At 31.0% G+C, this 19,962-nt stretch carries 16 protein-coding genes; 4 read left to right on the top strand and 12 right to left on the bottom strand.

Annotated features, from left to right (window positions below; all coding sequences use genetic code 11):
- Positions 1 to 26: 26 nt before the first annotated feature.
- The 8 genes from tsf to SHK09_RS00135 form a co-directional block, all read right to left on the bottom strand.
- Complete coding sequence (tsf, locus tag SHK09_RS00170; protein ID WP_319808740.1) at positions 27 to 992, bottom strand: translation elongation factor Ts; 966 nt, start codon at positions 990 to 992, stop codon at positions 27 to 29.
- Positions 993 to 1,040: 48 nt separating this feature from the next.
- Positions 1,041 to 1,850 (bottom strand): 30S ribosomal protein S2, encoded by an 810-nt coding sequence (gene rpsB, locus SHK09_RS00165; protein ID WP_319808739.1) that lies wholly within the window; start codon positions 1,848 to 1,850, stop codon positions 1,041 to 1,043.
- Positions 1,851 to 2,002: 152 nt separating this feature from the next.
- A complete protein-coding gene (rpsI, locus tag SHK09_RS00160) occupies positions 2,003 to 2,389 on the bottom strand; it encodes a 30S ribosomal protein S9 (RefSeq protein WP_319808738.1) in 387 nt (128 codons plus the stop codon).
- Positions 2,389 to 2,844, bottom strand: a complete 456-nt coding sequence (gene rplM / locus SHK09_RS00155; RefSeq protein WP_319808737.1) for a 50S ribosomal protein L13 — start codon at positions 2,842 to 2,844, stop codon at positions 2,389 to 2,391. The genes rpsI and rplM overlap by 1 nt, the downstream gene beginning before the upstream one ends.
- 198 nt (positions 2,845 to 3,042) lie before the next feature.
- Entirely contained in the window at positions 3,043 to 4,470 is a 1,428-nt protein-coding gene (locus SHK09_RS00150) for a TolC family protein (RefSeq protein ID WP_413774266.1), read from the bottom strand.
- A 19-nt stretch (positions 4,471 to 4,489) separates the two neighbouring features.
- Complete coding sequence (locus SHK09_RS00145; RefSeq protein ID WP_319808735.1) at positions 4,490 to 7,741, bottom strand: efflux RND transporter permease subunit; 3,252 nt, start codon at positions 7,739 to 7,741, stop codon at positions 4,490 to 4,492.
- 24 nt (positions 7,742 to 7,765) lie between these two features.
- Positions 7,766 to 8,848, bottom strand: a complete 1,083-nt coding sequence (locus SHK09_RS00140) for an efflux RND transporter periplasmic adaptor subunit (protein WP_319808734.1) — start codon at positions 8,846 to 8,848, stop codon at positions 7,766 to 7,768.
- Between the two features lie 151 nt (positions 8,849 to 8,999).
- Positions 9,000 to 9,419, bottom strand: coding sequence for a hypothetical protein (locus SHK09_RS00135; protein WP_319808733.1), 420 nt, complete (start codon positions 9,417 to 9,419; stop codon positions 9,000 to 9,002).
- Between the two features lie 205 nt (positions 9,420 to 9,624).
- Between SHK09_RS00135 and SHK09_RS00130 the strand changes: the two genes are divergently transcribed.
- Positions 9,625 to 12,261, top strand: coding sequence for a DUF5916 domain-containing protein (locus SHK09_RS00130; protein WP_319808732.1), 2,637 nt, complete (start codon positions 9,625 to 9,627; stop codon positions 12,259 to 12,261).
- Position 12,262: 1 nt separating this feature from the next.
- On the opposite strand, the gene SHK09_RS00125 is transcribed toward SHK09_RS00130, so the two are convergent.
- A complete protein-coding gene (locus SHK09_RS00125) occupies positions 12,263 to 13,219 on the bottom strand; it encodes an L-threonylcarbamoyladenylate synthase (protein ID WP_319808731.1) in 957 nt (318 codons plus the stop codon).
- A gap of 106 nt (positions 13,220 to 13,325) precedes the next feature.
- Here SHK09_RS00125 and SHK09_RS00120 point away from each other — a divergent pair, with 106 nt between their 5' ends.
- A complete protein-coding gene (locus SHK09_RS00120) occupies positions 13,326 to 13,865 on the top strand; it encodes a hypothetical protein (RefSeq protein ID WP_319808730.1) in 540 nt (179 codons plus the stop codon).
- A 6-nt stretch (positions 13,866 to 13,871) separates the two neighbouring features.
- Here SHK09_RS00120 and SHK09_RS00115 read toward each other — a convergent pair whose 3' ends face one another.
- The 3 genes from SHK09_RS00115 to polA are packed head-to-tail and all read right to left on the bottom strand — an operon-like array spanning position 13,872 to position 18,088.
- Positions 13,872 to 14,834: a sialidase family protein gene (locus SHK09_RS00115; RefSeq protein ID WP_319808729.1), complete on the bottom strand. Its 963-nt coding sequence runs from the start codon at positions 14,832 to 14,834 to the stop codon at positions 13,872 to 13,874.
- Between the two features lie 19 nt (positions 14,835 to 14,853).
- Positions 14,854 to 15,231, bottom strand: a complete 378-nt coding sequence (locus SHK09_RS00110; protein WP_319808728.1) for a hypothetical protein — start codon at positions 15,229 to 15,231, stop codon at positions 14,854 to 14,856.
- 10 nt (positions 15,232 to 15,241) lie between these two features.
- Complete coding sequence (polA, locus tag SHK09_RS00105; RefSeq protein WP_319808727.1) at positions 15,242 to 18,088, bottom strand: DNA polymerase I; 2,847 nt, start codon at positions 18,086 to 18,088, stop codon at positions 15,242 to 15,244.
- 165 nt (positions 18,089 to 18,253) lie between these two features.
- On the opposite strand from polA, the gene SHK09_RS00100 reads away from it, so the two are divergent.
- Both SHK09_RS00100 and SHK09_RS00095 read left to right on the top strand, forming a co-directional pair.
- The gene (locus tag SHK09_RS00100; protein ID WP_319808726.1) at positions 18,254 to 19,477 is read left to right on the top strand and encodes a metallophosphoesterase; all 1,224 of its coding nucleotides are present in this window, start codon (positions 18,254 to 18,256) and stop codon (positions 19,475 to 19,477) included.
- An 85-nt stretch (positions 19,478 to 19,562) separates the two neighbouring features.
- Positions 19,563 to 19,856, top strand: a complete 294-nt coding sequence (locus tag SHK09_RS00095; protein WP_319808725.1) for a thioredoxin family protein — start codon at positions 19,563 to 19,565, stop codon at positions 19,854 to 19,856.
- Positions 19,857 to 19,962 lie beyond the last annotated feature (106 nt).

Here is a 19,962-nt window from a genome sequence, read left to right as displayed (position 1 = left end):
GTTTTAAAATATGTTTATTAGAATGTTTATCCTAAAGTAACTCTTTTGAATCCACTTACAGAAACATCACCATACGTTTTAACGTATTGCGCAACATTTTTCTTCTCATCTTTAATAAAAGATTGATCTAAAAGACATTGTTCCATATCTAAAGTAGTATTATCAGCTACAAATCTTTCCATTTTTCCTGGTAAGATTCTATCCCAAATTTGTTCTGGTTTTCCTTCAGCTTTTAATTCAGCTTTAGCAGCATCTTCAGCTTTTGCTAAGATAGCATCAGATAATTGAGACATAGAAATAAATTGAGGAACGTTTTTCAACGTTTTACCTAATCTACCTAGTTCGATATTATCTTTTTCTATAACAGCAATTCTAGCTTCAGTTTCAGCAGCTACAAATGCAGGGTCAAAATCTTTGTAAGATAATGTAGATGCACCCATAGAAGCAACTTGCATTGCAACGTCTTTAGCTAAAGTTTCTGAGTTATCTACAACAGCAGATAAACCAACGATAGCAGCAATTTTACCAATGTGAGTATAAGCACCAACATAAGGAGCCTCTAGTTTTTCGAAAGCAGTTATTTCTAACTTCTCTCCAACTACACCAGTTTGTTCTACTAATTTTTCTGCAACAGTCATTCCTCCAAAATCTGCAGCTAAGAAAGTTTCCTTATCAGCACAGTTTAAAGCGATGTCAGCAAACTGACCACCTAAAGCTACGAAAGATTCGTTTTTACCAACAAAATCAGTTTCACAAGCTAATACGATTGCTACACCTTCTGTTTTAGAGTCATTAATTCTTGTTACTGCAACTCCTTCTGTAGATTCTCTATCAGCTCTTTTTGCAGCAATTTTTTGACCTTTTTTACGTAAAACATTTATTGCTTCATCAAAGTTTCCTTCTGCTTCTACTAATGCCTTTTTACAGTCCATCATTCCAGCTCCAGTTGCTTCTCTTAATTTTTTAACATCAGCAGCACTTACTTTTACCATGTCACTTATTTTTTGTTTAGAAACCTAAGTCTCTAAGTTGTTATTAAATTATTTTTTTTCTTCAGCAGGTGCTTCAGTAACTTCAGCTTTCGCTTCTTCAACTTTTGGAGTTGCTGTTTCCGCTTTTGGAGCTGCAACTTCTTTAGTTTCTTTTACTTTTTCTTTGTCTGCTTTTCTATCAGATAAACCCTCTGCAACTGCATTCGTTACATAAGATAATACTTTGTCAATAGACTTAGAAGCATCATCATTTGCAGGAATTACGTAGTCTACTTGTCTTGGATCAGAGTTTGTATCTACCATTGCAAAAATTGGAATATTCAATTTTTGAGCTTCTGCTACAGCAATGTGTTCTTTCTTGATATCAACTATAAATAAAGCACCAGGTAAACGAGTCATATCTGAAATAGAACCTAAATTCTTTTCTAATTTCTCTCTCTGACGATTGATTTGTAATTTTTCTCTTTTAGATAATGCATCAAAAGAACCATCTGTTTTCATTCTATCAATTAAAGCCATTTTCTTAACAGCTTTTCTAATAGTAACAAAGTTAGTTAACATTCCCCCAGGCCATCTTTCAGTAATGAAAGGCATGTTTATTGCTTTTGCTTTTTCAGCAACAATATCTTTTGCTTGCTTTTTTGTTGCAACAAATAAAATCTTACGTCCAGAGTTAGCGATCTTTTTTAAAGCTTCTGAAGTTTCTTCTATTTTTGCAGCAGTTTTATACAAATCGATGATGTGAACACCATTTCTTTCTGTATAAATATAAGGAGCCATGTTAGGGTTCCATTTTCTAGTAAGGTGTCCGAAATGTACACCATTATCTAATAATTCTTGAATGTTTACGTTTGCCATTTTTCTAAATGTGTTTACTTTCTGTTTTGAAATCAATAGTTAGGTAGTCTTTCGAGTCCTAACTATTTAGATGCTAAACTGTTTAATATTAATTATGTGTAATAATAACAGTTCTCGATATAATATAGTACAGAATAAATTCTGTAAAAATATTAACGTTTCGAGAATTGGAATTTTTTACGTGCTTTCTTCTGACCAAATTTCTTACGTTCAACCATTCTAGGATCACGAGTTAATAATCCTTCTGGTTTCAAGATAATTCTGTGTTCAGCATCAATATGAACTAATGCTCTAGTGATTGCTAAACGAATTGCTTCAGCTTGTCCAGTTATTCCACCACCGTAAACATTAACTTTGATATCATAAGATTCTAAGTTTTCTGTTAACATTAAAGGTTGTTGTACTTTATACTGTAAAGTACCTGTTGTAAAATAACTTTTATAGTCTTTTTTATTTACAGTAATGTTTCCTTTACCTTCTGAAAGATAAATACGGGCAACAGCTGTTTTTCTTCTACCTATTTTGTGTACTATATCCATTATAAAAGATCGTTAAGGTTAATAGCTTTAGGTTCTTGACCTCCTTGTTTGTGCTCAGTACCTGCATATACATACAAGTTTCTGTAAAGTGCTGCTCCTAAAATATTTTTAGGTAACATTCCTTTTACTGCTTTTTCGATTAATCTTGTAGGATCTTTCTCAAACATTTCTGTTGCAGTTAGCGATCTCTGTCCTCCTGGGTAACCTGTGTGACGAATATAAGATTTGTCAGTCCATTTTTTACCAGTTAAAACAATTTTTTCTGCGTTGATAATAACCACGTTGTCTCCACAATCTACGTGAGGAGTATAATTTGGTTTGTACTTACCTCTAATTAGCTTTGCTACGATAGAAGATAGACGACCCAACGTTTGCCCGTCCGCATCAACCAAAACCCACTCCTTGTTTACGGTAGCGCTGTTTGCTGATACTGTTTTGTAACTTAATGTGTTCATAATTACACTATTAGTTTTTGTATATTAATAAAATTCATTTTCCTTAAAAAAGGAGTGCAAATGTAGTGCTATTTATTTGATTGACAAATAGTGATTTACAATTATTTTACTTGTGTTTTTTATAGAACAAGAAAGACTGCTAAAAAGCAGTCTTTCTCTGAAAATAGAAAATATTAAATGAACTTAAAAAAACTATTTTTAATGCCAACCACCACCTAAAGACTGGTATAACTTTACGTTTGTTAATAGTTGATCTCTTTTGGTTTCTATGATTTCTAATTTAGAATCTAATGCTTCTCTTTGTGTTAATAGAACTTCTGTATATTCTGCTCTTGCAGATTTAAAAAGTTGAATAGAAAGTGTAATTGCCTCTTTTAAAGTTTCTACTTGTTTCTCTTTTAAATTGAAACTTTTTTGAAGATTTTGCTTGTTCGATAATTGATTTGCAACTTCCATATAAGCAGTAAGTATTGTTTTTTCATATTCGAAAACTGCTTGTAATTGTCTAGAATTTGCGTTTTTATATTCTGCTTTTATTGCATTTCTATTTATAAGAGGAGAAACAACATCGCCTACAAGAGAGTATAATAAGGATTCTGGTGTGTTTTTTAGAAACTTTGTGTTAAATGCTTCTAAGCCAATATTTGCTTTAATACCTATAGTTGGGTAAAAATTTGCTTTTGCTACTTTTACATTCAGTTTAGAAGCAGATAACTCTAGTTCTGCTCTTCTAATATCTGGGCGGTTTGCTAATAATTGTGATGGAACACCAGTATCTATCGAGTCAATTACTTTTGTAATAAAATTAGTAGAATTTCTTATAACGTTTTGCGGGTATCTACCTACAAGAAAGTTAATAAGGTTCTCGTTTTCTGTAATCTTTTGTTGCACCTCATATTTATTACTTTGGTTTTTTAAAACTTCTGCTTCAAATCTTCTTACAGCAAGTTGTGTTGTTCTTGCTGCTTCTTTTTGAAGTTTTACCATTCTTAAAGCATTTTTCTGAATATCTAAGTTCTGCTCTATAATTATTAATTGATTGTCTAAAGCAATTAGTTCATAATAGGTACTCGCAATTTCTGAGATTAATTGGGTTTTCATAAATTGAATACCTTCTACAGAAGCTAGGTATTCTAACACTGCTGCTTTTTTACCATTTCTAAGTTTTTTCCAAACATCAATTTCCCAACTAGCAGAGAGACCTGCAGTAAAGTTTTTTAAAGGTTCAGGAAAAGCTTCTCCTTCATTAATGTTTAGGTTTTTTTCAACAGCACCGTTTCTTGTATATTCGCCAACTTTTTCTACTTCTGCACCTGCATAGATATTTACAGTTGGTAGGTATTCTCCCTTTTTAGCCTGAATTTCATTTTTTGCAATGTTCATATGTTGCAGCATAATGTTTAATTCTTGGTTATTAGTTAGGGCAGTATTTATTAAAGCTTCTAAATTAGAGTCTTTAAAGAAATCTGTCCATTTAATAACAGCTACATTTAAGGAAGTGTCAATCACTTTATCATTATATTGCTCTGGTACTTTTTTGTTTTCATTTCTAATAATTGTTTTACTCGGTACGCATGAGTATAAAATTGTTAGAGTACAAACAAAAAGAACATAATGCTTTTTCATTTTTAAATATTTTAAAGACTTATTCATTTTTGGTTTTTTTAGTTAATCTTTTTAAAAGTCCTTTTAACTTACTTATTTGCTGTGTATTTTCTTTTGTTTGATCTTCAGAATGTTCACTGTTTCTAATGAATTTTTCAGATAAAGGTTCGTGAGATTCATCTTTAATTAGACTTTTTCCTTCTGCCATTTTTGCAAATATGTAATACAAACCAGGAATTATTAAAACTCCACCTAATGTACCTATTAGCATTCCTCCTAAAGAAGAACCACCAATAGTTCTGTTACCAATTGCACCTGCACCTGTTGCCATAACTAAAGGAATTAAACCAGCTATAAAAGCAAAAGAGGTCATTAAAATTGGTCTAAAACGTGCTCTAGAACCTTCTATAGCAGCTTCTAAAACAGTAGCGCCTTGTTTTTGTTTTTGTACAGCGAACTCTACAATTAATACTGCATTTTTCCCTAGCAAGCCAACTAACATAATTACACCAATTTGGGCATATACGTCATTTGCTAACCCCATAACTTTTAATAAGAAGAAGGATCCGAAAACACCAACAGGAAGTGATAGTATTACAGCAAAAGGTAATAAGAAACTTTCGTATTGAGCTGCAAGAACAAAATACACAAATATTAATACGACAATAAAAATGTATGTAGATTCATTTCCTCTGCGAGCTTCATCAAAAGACAAACCTTCCCAAGCAATATCGTATCCTCTTGGTAATTCTTTGGCGGCAACTTCTTTAATTGCTTTAATTGCATCTCCACTTGTGTAACCAGGAGCTGGCAAACCTCTTATTGATGCTGAGTTATAAAGGTTATAACGTGTAATTTCATTAGGACCTAACTTTTTTGTAATCGTCATAAAAGCAGAATATGGCACCATTTCTCCTTCTTCATTTTTAACAAAAAGCTTTTCAAGATCCGATGGTAAACGTCTGTATTCTGGTGCTGCTTGTGTGTACACTTTAAAGAATCTACCAAAACGAATAAACCCTTGTTCATATGTACTACCAATTAAAATATTTAAGTTTTCCATTGCTTTGCTAATGGTAACACCTTTCTGCATTGCAATTTTGTTATTTATTTTTAATTCGTATTGCGGGTAATTTGCAGAGAAGAATGTAAATAAACCAGTAAGCTCTTTTCTTTTAGATAAAGCTTTCATAAACTCATTATTAATACTTTCAAAATGATGATAATCTGTTGAGTTTGTTTTGTCTAATAGACGCATTGCAAAACCTCCAGAAGATCCAAACCCAGGAACAGCAGGTGGTTCGAAATACTCTATTACAGCACCTAGATCTTTAGTTTCTTCCTCAAGTTCTTCCATAATTTCATGTACAGAATGCTTACGGTTAGACCAAGATTTTAAGTTAATAATACAGGTACCAGCATTAGAACCACGACCTTCAGTCATAATTTCATAACCAGCTAAAGAAGATACAGATTCTACTCCTTCAGTTTCTTCACATATCTTTTGAAGTTTTTTTGCGACTTCATTTGTGCGTTCTAATGTTGCACCTGGCGGAGTCTGAATTATAGCGTAGATCATTCCTTGATCTTCATTTGGAATAAAACCTGCTGGTAATACTTCATTTGTGAAATAAATACCAATACAGAAAGCGATTAGTATTCCGAAGGTAACAATACGTCTTGCTACAATTTTATTAAGTATTTCAACATATTTTCCTGTCAATCTTTCAAAACCTTTATTAAACCAAAGAATAAATTTATCTACTAATGATTTTTTAGACTTTCCATGATTGTTTTTAAGCAGCATTGCACATAAAACAGGTGTTAGTGTTAATGCTACAATTGCAGAAATTACAATGGCACCAGCCATAGTTATAGAAAATTGACGGTAGAATACACCAACAGGACCAGACATAAAACAAATAGGAATAAATACAGAAACCATAACTAAGGTAATTGCTATAATGGCACCTCCAATCTCGCCTAAAACCTCATAAGATGCTTTGTAAGGGCTAAGGTTTTCTTCTTCCATTTTAACATGTACAGCTTCTACTACTACAATTGCATTATCTACTACAATACCAATTGCCAATACTAATGCAAAAAGAGTTATTAAGTTGATGGATAATCCGAATAATTGCATCACAAAAAATGCCCCAATTAAAGATACAGGTACTGCTATAATAGGAATTAATGTAGATCTCCAGTCTCCTAGAAATAAGAACACTACAATAGCAACTAGAATAAAAGCATCTCTAAGTGTGTGTAATACTTGTTCTATAGAAGCATCTAAAAAGTTAGATACATCATAACTTATTTGAAAATCTACATCTGGCGGTAAATCTACTTCTAGTTCTGCTAGTTTTGCTTTTACTTCTTTAATAACATCACTACCATTGGTACCAAAAGTTTGCTTTAAAACAATAGATGCAGATGGTTTTCCGTCTAAATTAGAATAAATGTCAAAAAATTCACTTCCTAATTTTACTTCAGCAATATCTTTTAATTGAATTATTTCTCCTTCTTTATTCGCACGAATAATAATCTCTTCGTATTGTTCTGGTTCATTGTATCTGTTTTCATAGGTTAAAACGTATTCTAAAGATTGCGAAGTCATACCAGAACTTCTTCCTAAACGACCTGGTCTTGCAAGAATACTTTGCTCTTCCATAGCTTCTAAAACTTCTTCTGCAGAAATATTATAAGCACGCATTCTGTCTGGTTTTAGCCAAACTCTCATTGCATATTTTCTACTTCCTAATATTTTAGCACTTGCAATACCCTTTATACGTTGTATTTCTGGAATAATTTTAGTGTAAGCATAGTTATATAGAAATTTCTCGTCATTGTTTTTATCTGCACTAGAAAGGTTAACGTACATTAACATACTAGGTTGAATAGGTGTTATAATTACACCTTCTCTTTGTACTAATTCTGGTAACAAAGGCATTACTTGATCTACACGTGTTTTAACTCTAACAACTGCTTCATTAGGGTCTGTGCCTGGTTCGAAAATAACACGAATAGTTGCCTCACCTGCACTTGTTGCATCTGAAGCGATATAACGCATATCTTGTACACCATTAATTGCTGTTTCTAACGGAATTAATGTAGAGTTAACTAATACTTCTGAGCTTGAACCTGGATAAGCGATAAAAATATTTACCGTAGTAGGTGCTATTTGCGGGAACTGAGATATAGGGAGTTGCTTTATGGCAAGTCCACCTATAAATAAGATGATTACCGAAATGACGATAGCCAAAACGGGTCTTTTTATAAATTGTTTAAACATGTCTTTTTTAGATTAAATTCGAAATTATTCAGCGTATAAGTCTAACTCAGACATTACTTTGGTTGGCTCTAAGAATTTGGTGTGTATTTTTTCATTGTTTTTTACCATTCTAATACCTTCTAATAAGATGGTGTCCTCTTCAGTAAGTCCTTTTTCGATAATAAAAAGATGAGGTAATTCTGCACCAATTATAATTTCATGTTGCTTTACAACATTGTTTTTATCAACTACAAAAACATAGGTTTTATCTAAAATTTGAAAAGTAGCTTTTTGAGGAATTATAATAACATCTTTAAAAGGAACTGTCATGAGGATGCTACCAGTTTCACCGTGTCTTAAAATTTTATCAGGATTAGGAAATGTTGCTCTAAATGCAATATTACCAGTTTCGCTATTAAATTCTCCTTCAATAGTTTCTACAATTCCTTTCTGGTTAAATGTTTTATTATTTGCCATTAAGAGACTAACTTCTTTTTTAGAATCTTTGTCTGCGCTTGTTATGTAGTCTAAGTATTCCGCTTCCGGAACGTTAAAATACACCCACATTTTACTATTGTCTGAAAGTGTGGTTAGTAATTCTCCTTCGTCTAAAAGACTGCCTTCTCTAACTTCTAAGTGATCTATTATACCGTTAAAAGGTGCTTTTATTCTTGTAAAACCAAGATGTGTTTTAGCAAGTGTTACTTCTGCGTTTGCTTTGTCTAAAGTAGCCTTTGCCAAAGCAAGTTCATTTTTAGAAACAACATTGCCATCTGCTAAAAGTTGAGTGTTTTCTAGTTCTATTTCTGCAGTATGAGATTCTGCTCTTGCTTTCTGTAATTCTGCCTGATAAATGTTTGGCATTATTTGAAACATTGCTTGTCCTTTTCTTACATATTGCCCTTCATCTACAGAGATGTTTTTTAAATATCCTTTTTCTAAAGCTCTTAATTCTATATGTCTAATAGAATGTATTTGACTTACGTAATCTTTTGTAAGTGAAGTATCTTTTTTTATGGGGTTTGTTACTATAAAGGCAACTATTTCTTCTTTTACTTCTTTCTTTGTTTCGCAACTTGTGTATATAAACAATACAGACAAGACAATGAAAATGTTTATTTTTTTCATAGTATTACTATCTTAAAAAAAAATTAATTTTATAAATTGATTGGTATCGAAAACATGTATAATGATGTTTTCTAGTTTTTCTATTTTCTAATATGTGGATGTGTAATTAAATACGCCTCAAAAAGGTTATTTAATTATTAAGAAAAAAAGATCAAATTATAAAAACCTGATATTTAGCATGTAGTCTTAAAGACTTGTTGCTAAAATTATGGTGGTAAGTAAAAGTATTTACATTCTCTTTTTTAGCAGTCGTTTCTGAAACATGACTATAAAAAGAAGTAAGAATGTGTCTAGAAAATTTTAAAGAAACTTCTTTAGAAGATAACTTCTCTTCATTTTCTTCTAAATCGCTAACGTCTACAAAATTAAAATTAAAAGAACTTTTAGGTTCATTTTCAATTGGAGAAAAAACAATGTTTAAATTCTGAGAAGTACTTGTTAAAGCTAATTCTAAATTGTTTTGTGTAGCGGTGTTTATCTTATTATTTTGTAGTGTGTTTGCTTGTAAATTAGCAAAAACAGACAGAAATAAAAGACTAGATAAAATAAGATGAATTAATTTTCTACACATTTCGAAAGCGAAATTATACTAATTGAATGATTTAGCCAAAGAGAAATTAATCTTTATTACAAGAACTTTTAAATAAATAGGAAAAGGTTTTTTAAAATTAACAGAACCTTAAGAAAAATTTAAGACAATAGAAGGGTATTTTTGTACTCTCGATGATTAGTACATGTAGTGTTCTCATTGGGGAATAAAATCAACCAAAAAATTAATGAAATTTCTTACTTCAATCTTAACTCTAAGTACCTTTTTTATATTAAAGTCAAACGCACAAGAAGAACAATTAAATAAAATTCCGAAAAGAATTTATACCACAAAAAAGCTGGTTAAAGTACCAATTATAGATGGTAAAATTAATGAAGATGCTTGGGATGTTGTAGAGTGGTCTTCAGATTTTGTAGAGAAAACTCCAGATGAAGGTTCTGCACCAACAAGCCAAACTAAGTTTAAAGTAATGTACGATGAAAAGTACTTATATATTGCTTTGCGTGCTTTAGATGACAATCCAGAATTAATTCAACAAAGGTTAAGTAGAAGAGATGGTTTTGCAGGCGATAGAATAAATGTTATTATAGATAGTTACCATGATAAAAGAACAGCTTTTGCATTTACAACAACTGCTGCAGGTGTTAAAGGAGAAGAAATAGTAACAGGAAATGGAGATAGTTTTGATGCTAGTTGGAACCCTATTTGGTATACAGATGCAAATGTAGATGATAAAGGTTGGACAGCAGAAATGAAAATTCCATTTAGTCAACTACGTTTTGGTAATGCAAAAGAACAAATTTGGGGTTTTAATATTAATAGAACTATTTTTAGACTTCAAGAAAGATCTCTTTGGCAAAGAATTCCTAATGACCAGGCAGGTTTTATTAGTGAAGCAGGAGAACTTCATGGTTTGGTAGATTTAAAATCTCAAAAACAACTAGAAATACAACCCTTTACTGTTTTACAATATGATAATTATCCTGCGGTGCCAAATAACCCATATAAAGATGGAAGTGATTTTAAAATTAACGCAGGTCTAGATGCTAAAATTGGTATTACTAATGATTTGACATTAGATTTAACAATAAATCCAGATTTTGGCCAAGTAGAAGCAGATCCTGGTGCAATTGCTTTAGACGGATTTCAAATTTTTTTTAGAGAACAAAGACCCTTTTTTGTAGAGAACAAAAATATATTCGATTTTAAATTTGCCAACGGTAGAGATAATCTTTTTTACAGTAGAAGAATTGGTAGAAACCCTCATAGATATCCTAGTTTAGAAAACGGTGAGTTTGCAGATGTGCCACAAAATTCAACAATTCTAGGAGCTGCTAAATTTTCTGGAAAAACTCAAAATGGTTGGTCTGTTGGTATTTTAGAAAGTGTAACTTCTAATGAATTTGCAGAAGTAAAACAAGTAAATGGAGAAACAAGAGAAGAAATTGTAGAACCTCTAACTAATTATTTTGTAGCAAGAGCACAAAAAGATTTTAACGATAGAAACTCTTATATTGGTGGTATTCTAACTGCTACAAACAGAAATTTAGATGGTGATTTTTCTGAACTACATAAAGCTGCCTATACTGGAGGATTAGATTTTAGACATACTTGGAAAGAAAGGGAATATTACCTGGAAGGAAACGCAATCTTAAGTTATGTTTCTGGTAGCGAAGAAGCAATAGAACTAACACAACGTTCTATTGCAAGATTATTTCAAAGAGAAGGAGCAGATTATGTTAATGTAGATAATACTAGAACATCTTTAACAGGAACTGGAGGTAGAGTAGAAATGGGTAAACAAGGTGGTGGAAATTGGCGCTACAATGGTGGTTTTGTATGGCGTTCTCCAGAACTAGAGTTAAATGATGTAGGTTTTTTAAGGCAAACAGATGAAATGATTCAGTTTGCAGAAGCAAAATATTTGTGGCAAGAACCAAAAGGAATTTATAGAAATATTAATGTTAGTTTAGAGCAATCTACAACCTATGATTTTGGAGGTAATTTGAATAAATTTAGATACGAATTACAAGGAAATGTAAATTGGGAAAATAATTGGTCTACAAATGCTGGTTATGGTTCTAGTAGTAAAATACATAGAAATGCTTTTTTAAGAGGCGGACCGCGTTGGCGAGCAGCAGATGATATTTTTTATTATGCTTCTATAAATTCTGATAGAAGTAAAAAATTAAGTTTTAGGGTTAGTTACCTTAAAGTTAAAAGTGAAGAAGAGGTTTTTAAAAGAGACAGATATACTTTTAGAATAAATTACCAACCTTTCGATTCTTTTAGTATGTCTTTAAATAATGAATTTAGCCAAACCGAAGATAAAACACAATATGTAACAACAAGAGATTTTGGTAGTTTAAAAAGATACATTTTAGGTAACATTAAAAACGATACTTGGTCTTCTACATTAAGGTTGAATTATAGTTTAAATCCTAATTTTTCGATTCAATTTTACGGCCAACCTTATATTTCTAGAGGAAGATATTCTAATTTTAATTTTGTAAACAATGCTGTTGCAAGTTCTGTTAATGATAGAGTTAGTTTTTATGATGAGAATCAAATAACACAAGCAACTACAACTACTGGTAGTAGCATTTATACAATAAATGAAAATCAGAATAATGAAACATATTCATTTACGAATCCAGATTTTTCTTTTGTACAGTTACAAACCAATTTGGTTGTAAGATGGGAATATAAACCGGGTTCTGAACTGTTTTTGGTTTGGGCAAGAGGTTCTTCTGGTTCTCAAAGTATAAGCGATTCTTTAACAGACAGTGTTAGTAATCAAATTTTTGATGTACCTGCAAATGATACTTTCTTACTAAAAGCTACGTATAGATTTGTAAGATAATTTACTTAAATGTAGCACGCTGTAATCTGTCGTTAATAGATTTTCCTAAACCATTGTTAGGAAACCGTTCTGCTATAATTACATCTAAACTTTCACTATCTAATGTGTGCATTGCATCATATAAATTAGATGCAGCTTCTTGCATAGAGTTATTTTTAGAAAGAATTATTTCTTTAACGGCAGTGTCTTTTAATGAGTCTTTAAAAATAAGAACTCCAATTTTTTTACCGGAATGTTTTTTAATTTCGGCAGTAACGTCATCAACTAAAAAGGTAGTAGTTTTAGGAGCATAATGTCTTGCCAACATTCCTGGAGCATCTGGTTTTACTTCTTTTTTATTGATTAAAGAAACATTACCAACAACAGCTTCTATGTCTTCTAGAGCTAAAGCGCCCAATCTATATATTATTGGTTCATCATTTTTAAAACCAATTATGGTAGATTCTATTCCATTCGCACAAAAACCACCATCTAAAACCATTTTTATTTCATTCTTAAAATAATTTTCTACGTGCGCTGGTTTTGTAGGACTAATGCTACCAAATGGGTTCGCACTTGGTGCAGCTAAAGGAAAAGGTAATTGTCTTAATAATTCTAAAGTTAATGGGTGGTTTGGTACACGAACAGCAACAGTGTCCTTTCCTGCAGTAATAATATCTGGTATGTTTTTGCTCTTTTTTAAAACTAAAGTCATAGAACCTGGCCAAAAAGCAGCTGCTAAAAGTTTTGCTTTTTCAGGTATATGAGTTACAATATTTTCTAAAGAATCTGTAGAAGGTATATGTACAATTAACGGATTAAAAAAGGGTCTTTTCTTTGTAGAAAAAATGCTTTTAATTGCTTTCTCGCTAAAAATATTACCAGCTAAACCATAAACTGTTTCAGTTGGTATTGCAACCAATTCTTCATTGGTTAATAGCTGTATTGCTTTTTGTATGTCTTTAGATATTATGCTCATAATGAATTGCAAAATTACATATAAAATTTATTATTTATAATCTTTAATGAGAAACTTAAAACGGAATAGTTTTTGTTAAATGTAAAAAACAAACATAATCAACCAAATGAAAAAAATAGTAATCGTTTTTGCTGTCTTGTTTATTTTTAATAAGATAAATTCTCAAGAAAAATTAGGTAGACCTTTTTTTACTTCAGATATAAATTTTACGCTAGGAATTAATGAAGATTATCAAATAGGTTCTGATGATGATAATGGGCCATTTATTGTGCCTGCAGCATTATTTTTTAGGGTTGGTGTTGGTTATGAATTTAAGAAAAGAGTTGCAATTGCTTTTAATTCGGGGTATGATTTTCATTGGAATTATGATGTAGATGCTTTTCCAACTTATGGAAGTTTAAAGTATAATATTACAGAAAAAGATGGAGATGCTTTTTTTACAGAAGTTAGGTATGGTAAAATGTGGACGCCATCTTCTAAATATCCTGATGGAAATTATTACGGAATTGGTTTGGGTTTTCAAATTGAAGGAGAAAAAAGATGGAATACTATCTTTAGAATAGATTACCATAGAAAAGGAATTGCAGGTTTTGAAAATGATCGTCTAGATAGTATTTCTTTTGGTTTGGGTTTTTCTTTTTTTTAAATACTCTTATTTAGATGCAACATCAAATTTAACTCTATAAATATTAGACATACCGTTTTCTGTAGAATTTGCATAATCAACAAGATCTTTAACTGTAAGAGTCTTTTTGTTAATGTTAGAACGTTCGCTAGAAAAGTATAAATTATTTGTTTTTTCATCTAAAAAAGGACAAAAATCTAAAGAAGAAGAGTTAATTTCTTTACCCATATTTTCTGCTTTTTGCCAGTTTCCTTGTGCATCTTTTTTGCTAAAATATAAATCGCCACCACCAAAACCATCTTTTCTTCCAAAAGAACTAAAAATAAGTAAGTTTTCGTCAGCATTAACAAAAGCATTAAACTCATACGTTTTACTGTTTATATTTTCACTTAAAACTTTTGGCTTACTATATTTTCCATCAATAAACTTAGAGAAAAAAATATCTTCGGTTCCTATACCATCTTTTCTTGTTGCGGTAAAATATAAATTTCCATTAGAAGAAACAGAAGGGTAAAACTCGTCTTTTGTAGAGTTAATAGTTGTGTCTAAAGCGATAGGATTGTTCCATTTGTTATCTACTTTTTCACTAAACCAAATATTGTAATCTTTTCTAATGCTGTTATTGTTTATTGGTCTGTTAGAAGCAAAAAATAATTTATTTCCATCTATAGAAAAGAAAGGTTCTATATCTTGGTATTCACCTGAAATGCTTAATATTTTTGGTGTACTCCAGATATTATTTTCCTTTTTTAAGTGAACTAAAAATCGCTTTTTCTGTTTAAATTCTCCTAAAGTAAATATAATTTCATCTCTATTAGGAGACAGAGCAAAATCTCTCTCAAATAACGAAGTAGAAATAATATTTTCTCCAAAAATCTCTAAGCTATCTATCGTTTTTTCAATATTTAATTTATCTAATGCTGTTTTATTGATTTCTTTGCAATTACTTAAAATCAGAAAAAATAAAAATAAATATTGAATTTTTTTCATACTTCTAATTTCTAATATATTAGGTTGCAGATGGACAGAACATTAAATCTGTTGGGTTGTCTAGATCATATAAATATTGATATCCTTTAGATTCTTTTTTACAAAATGGTTCTATAAGTTGTATCATTTTATGAAAGCCTTCTATAGTTAAAACACAGAAAAAAGTTTCGTTATCTTTGGTTAATATACCTTCATCAGCATTAAATAAACCAAATATTAAGTTACAATTACGCGGTTCTACAAAATCTATTTTAGCTAAATCTAATTTTTGTTTTTTCTCTATAATAGTTTCTTGTAAAAGGTCTCTAAATTTAATTGCTTCGGTTTTATTAAAGTTATAAAGTCTCACAATATTTTGTTCGTGACCATTAATGTCATCAAGATAATCTAATTTCATTCTTTATTTTTTAATGCGCTTGTAACCAATTTTCTCCAATTCCAACTTCAACATCTAAAGGAACACTCATCTTAAAAGCATTTTCCATTTCGTGTTTTATAATTGGTCTAATAATTTCTAATTCGTCTTTATGAGCATCAAAAACCAATTCATCATGCACTTGTAAAAGCATTTTCGATTTAAAACCTTCTTTCTCAAAACGATTATGAATATTAATCATGGCAAGTTTAATAATATCTGCAGCAGAACCTTGTATTGGTGCATTTACAGCATTTCTTTCTGCGCCACTTCTAACCATTGCGTTTCTAGAGTTAATGTCTTTTAAATACCTACGTCTATTTAATACTGTTTCTACATACCCATGTTCTCTTGCAAAATCTACTTGTGCAGACATGTATGCTTTTAACTTCGGATAGGTTTCGTAATACGTATCAATTAGTTCTTTTGCTTCACTTCTAGATAAATCTGTTTGATTACTTAAACCAAAAGCAGAAACACCATATACAATTCCAAAGTTTACTGTTTTAGCGTTACTTCTCTGTTCTCTTGTAACTTCATCTAAAGGAACATTAAAAACTTTTGCAGCGGTAGAAGCATGAATATCTTCTCCGTTTTTAAAAGCTTCCATCATATTTTCTTCTTCACTTAAAGCAGCTATAATTCTTAATTCTATTTGAGAATAATCTGCCGCAAGCAGCACATAATTTTCATCTCTAGGAATAAAAGATTTTCGAACCTCTTTACCACGTTCTGTTCTAATTGGTATGTTTTGTAAGTTTGGGTTGTTAGAACTTAATCTTCCAGTAGCAGCAACTGCTTGCATGTATTCTGTATGAATTCTACCTGTTTTTGGGTTTACTTCATTTGGTAGTGCATCTACATACGTACTTTGTAATTTTTTATATTGACGATATTCTTGAATATTTCTAATAATTTCATGGTCTTTTGCCAAGAAAGATAAAATATCCTCTCCAGTTGCATATTGCCCAGTTTTTGTCTTTTTAGGTTTTTTAACCAATTCCATTTTTTCGAACAGAACAATACCTAATTGTTTTGGTGAAGCAATATTAAATTCTTCTCCTGCTTGTTCGTAAATATTTTTTTCAAGTCTATCTATGTCATCCGTTAAGGCAGTAGATAAATCTTTTAAGAAATTGGTATTTATGTTAATTCCTTCAATTTCCATTGCCGTTAAAACGGAAACCAACGGCAATTCGATTTCATTAAAAAGTTTGGTAACATTTCCAGTTTCTAACTCACTTGTAAAAAGTTGTTTTAGTTGAAACGTAATATCTGCATCTTCTACGGCATATTCTGTTTGATCTGCAATGGGAACTACACGCATAGAAAGTTGATTCTTTCCTTTTTTACCAATTAAATCTACAATAGAAACCGGTTGATAATTTAAATACGTTTCTGACAACATATCCATATTATGGCGCATGTCTGGATTGATGAGGTAATGCGCTATCATCGTATCGAATAATTTTCCTTTTACAGGCATTTTATAATTCGATAATACTTTAATATCATATTTTAAATTATGACCAATTTTTTCAATTTCAGACTCGAAAAAGGGTCTAAATTCTTCTAATATTGCTTTTGTTTCTTCTTGGTCTTCAGGAAAAGAAACATAATACCCTTTACCAATTTCATAAGAAAAAGCAATTCCTATTAATTCTACTTCTAAGGCTTTTAAACCAGTCGTTTCAGTATCAAAACAAACAGAAGTTTGTTCCATTAACTTTCTAAGTAATAATTTTCTAGAAAAAGGAGAATCTATATGTTGATAAAAATGATTTGTGTCTTTTATTGTTTTGAAGCCAGAAGCAACTTCTGCTTCAGTAACGCTTCCTGCACCAGGAGCAGCAAATAAATCAAACTGACCTTCAGGAACTGGAGCCGCTTTTTTAGCAGCAACTTTTGGTTTATCATCAATTTTGTTTTCTGAAGAATTTGTTTTCTCTGCATTTTCAACAGCAAAAGTTCTAGTAAAGTTGGTTAATAAGTTTCTAAACTCTAATTCATTAAAAAGTGCTGTTACTTTTTCTATATCTGGTTGGTCTAATTCAAAATCTTTCGCGTTAAAAGTTACAGGAACATCTAACATAATTGTTGCTAATTTCTTAGAAAGTAAACCTAAATCTTTGGCAGCTTCTACTTTCTCTTTCATTTTTCCTTTTAGCTCATGCGTATTTGCTAATAAGTTTTCCATAGAACCATAAGTAGCCAAAAACTTTTTAGCAGTTTTTTCTCCAACACCAGGTAACCCAGGAATGTTATCTGCAGAATCTCCCATCATTCCAAGAAAATCTATTACTTGTTCTGGGTTTTCTACGCCAAATTTTTCTTGTACTTCTGGTACTCCCCAAATATCGTAACCACCACCAAAACGAGGTTTGTACATAAAAATGTTTTCAGAAACTAACTGCGCAAAATCCTTATCTGGCGTTACCATAAAAGTTTTATAGCCTTCTTTTTCTGCTTGTTTAGAAAGTGTACCAATAACATCATCTGCTTCAAAACCAGCTTTTACCATAATTGGTATGTGCATTGCTTTTAAAATTTCTTGAATGTAAGGCACTGCTAATTTAATAGCCTCAGGAGTTTCATCTCTGTTTGCTTTATAAGCTTCAAACATTTCTACTCTATCTACACTTCCGCCTTTATCAAAACAAACAGCTAAATGATCTGGTCTTTCACGTTTTATAACGTCTAAAAGAGAGTTCATAAAACCCATAATTGCAGAGGTGTCTAAACCTTTACTATTAATTCTTGGGTTTTTTATAAAAGCATAATATCCTCTAAAAATTAATGCAAAAGCATCAACTAAAAAAACTCTTTTTTGATCTGACATATCTATTTTGTAATCTATTTTGATGATAATTCTTATAAAAATAACTGAAAAATAAGGGTGTTGCAGTCGTAGCAGTAAAGCTACAAAACTTTAACATCCTATTAAAATTCCATCGACATTATAACAGTTATCTTTGATGAAATTTTTTAAAGTAAAATTTCTTTTATGAAAATAGCAATTAGACTAATTATTTTGTTCGCCATTATTATGTTGTTAGAAGTGTATGCTTTTCAGGCAATAAAAACAATTACTAAAAATAAAATTATTCGTTATTCTTGGGTTATAGTAAGTGTAATAGCCTATTTAAATTTCTTTTACGTATCAATTACTTACGATAGAACACAAGGTCAAACGCCCCAATTTCAAATGGCAATGGGCGTAATGTTAACTATCTTATTACCAAAATTATTAATCTTAATAATAATGTTTGGTGAAGATGTATATCGTTGGGTTTTAAAGTTGTTTTCTGCAATTTCATCCGGAGAAACAAAGCCTTTGGTTGGTAGAAGAAAATTTATATCTCAAATAGCTTTAGGGTTAGCTGCTATACCTTTTGTATCTTTTATCTATGGTATTGTGCAGGGAAAATACAATTACAAGGTTTTAAAATATCAATTAACGTTTAAAGATTTACCAGAAGCTTTCGATGGTTTTACAATCACACAAATTTCAGATATTCATTCGGGAAGTTTTACCAATAAAGAAAAAATACAATATGGTGTCGATTTAATCAATCAGCAAAAATCTGATATTATGTTATTTACAGGCGATATTGTAAATAATAAAGCAGATGAAATGGATAATTGGATCGATGTTTTCGATAAGCTAGAAGCAAAAGAAGGCAAGTATTCTATTCTTGGAAATCATGATTATGGAGACTATATGGATTGGAGTAATCCACAAGATAAAATAGATAACTTACAAGCTGTAAAAGATGTTCATAAAAAAATTGGATTCGATTTATTGTGTAATGAAAATAGATATTTAGAAAAAGACGGACAAAAAATTGCATTAGTTGGTGTAGAAAACTGGGGAAAAGGAGGTTTTCAGAAAAAAGGAGATTTACAAAAAGCATCAATAAACGTTAAACAAGAAGATTTTAAAATTTTAATGTCTCACGATCCAAGTCATTGGGAAATCAAAGTAAAAGAAGATCCGTTTAATTATCAATTAACTTTAAGTGGCCACACACATGGTTTACAAATGGGAATCGAAATTCCGGGTTGGTTAAAATGGAGTCCTTCTCAATTTGTATATAAACAATGGGCAGGTTTGTACGAAGAAAAAGGCAGATTTATAAATGTAAATAGAGGTTTTGGGTACCACGCATTTCCTGGTAGAGTGGGTATTTGGCCAGAAATAACAGTTATAGAATTGAAAAAAGGCTGATAATCAATAGTTTTAAATAGATTTTTTATCTTTGTAAAATAACTATTAAATATTCCTTAGTTTTTCCCCCTTAAAAATTTATGTTATGACAAAATTTGGAGAATTAATTAGCGTTCAAAAACCGGTACTTATAGACTTTTATACAGATTGGACGCCTGCAGAAAATGCTTTAGAAACACTTAGAAATGTAGCTGCTGCATTAGGCGATAAAGCCAATGTAATAAAGATAGATATAAAGAAAAACGAAGCCCTTGCAGATTCTTTACATGTAAAAGGCAACCCTACGTTTATGATTTATAAAAATGGTGAAATGAAATGGCGCCAAACAGGTGTGCAAGATGCTAATACTTTAATTGGTTTAGTGCTGCAATACCTATAGTTTTTAGAAGCTATTTCCTGCTTTCGCTACTCGCTTTTTTTATTTCTGAAAAAGAAATAAAAAAGAGCTCAAACAAACCGCTCTATCAGGGCTAGATATTTTTGTT

The organism is Polaribacter sp. PL03 (genome assembly GCF_033875165.1).
Classification (GTDB): Bacteria; Bacteroidota; Bacteroidia; order Flavobacteriales; family Flavobacteriaceae; genus Polaribacter.
The sequence above is the reverse complement of the archived record's forward strand: the minus strand, read 5'-3'. Positions and strand labels throughout refer to the sequence as shown.

What these genes read in the sequence shown, in the direction of transcription:
- tsf (WP_319808740.1), bottom strand. Translation starts at nt 992, where the DNA reads ATGGTAAAAGTAAGTGCTGCTGATGTTAAAAAATTAAGAGAAGCAACT.
- SHK09_RS00100 (WP_319808726.1), top strand. Translation starts at nt 18,254, where the DNA reads ATGAAAATAGCAATTAGACTAATTATTTTGTTCGCCATTATTATGTTG.
- SHK09_RS00110 (WP_319808728.1), bottom strand. Translation starts at nt 15,231, where the DNA reads ATGAAATTAGATTATCTTGATGACATTAATGGTCACGAACAAAATATT.
- SHK09_RS00115 (WP_319808729.1), bottom strand. Translation starts at nt 14,834, where the DNA reads ATGAAAAAAATTCAATATTTATTTTTATTTTTTCTGATTTTAAGTAAT.
- SHK09_RS00150 (WP_413774266.1), bottom strand. Translation starts at nt 4,470, where the DNA reads ATGAAAAAGCATTATGTTCTTTTTGTTTGTACTCTAACAATTTTATAC.
- SHK09_RS00095 (WP_319808725.1), top strand. Translation starts at nt 19,563, where the DNA reads ATGACAAAATTTGGAGAATTAATTAGCGTTCAAAAACCGGTACTTATA.
- rplM (WP_319808737.1), bottom strand. Translation starts at nt 2,844, where the DNA reads ATGAACACATTAAGTTACAAAACAGTATCAGCAAACAGCGCTACCGTA.
- rpsB (WP_319808739.1), bottom strand. Translation starts at nt 1,850, where the DNA reads ATGGCAAACGTAAACATTCAAGAATTATTAGATAATGGTGTACATTTC.
- SHK09_RS00120 (WP_319808730.1), top strand. Translation starts at nt 13,326, where the DNA reads ATGAAAAAAATAGTAATCGTTTTTGCTGTCTTGTTTATTTTTAATAAG.
- polA (WP_319808727.1), bottom strand. Translation starts at nt 18,088, where the DNA reads ATGTCAGATCAAAAAAGAGTTTTTTTAGTTGATGCTTTTGCATTAATT.
- SHK09_RS00140 (WP_319808734.1), bottom strand. Translation starts at nt 8,848, where the DNA reads ATGAAAAAAATAAACATTTTCATTGTCTTGTCTGTATTGTTTATATAC.
- SHK09_RS00135 (WP_319808733.1), bottom strand. Translation starts at nt 9,419, where the DNA reads ATGTGTAGAAAATTAATTCATCTTATTTTATCTAGTCTTTTATTTCTG.
- SHK09_RS00125 (WP_319808731.1), bottom strand. Translation starts at nt 13,219, where the DNA reads ATGAGCATAATATCTAAAGACATACAAAAAGCAATACAGCTATTAACC.
- SHK09_RS00145 (WP_319808735.1), bottom strand. Translation starts at nt 7,741, where the DNA reads ATGTTTAAACAATTTATAAAAAGACCCGTTTTGGCTATCGTCATTTCG.
- SHK09_RS00130 (WP_319808732.1), top strand. Translation starts at nt 9,625, where the DNA reads ATGAAATTTCTTACTTCAATCTTAACTCTAAGTACCTTTTTTATATTA.
- rpsI (WP_319808738.1), bottom strand. Translation starts at nt 2,389, where the DNA reads ATGGATATAGTACACAAAATAGGTAGAAGAAAAACAGCTGTTGCCCGT.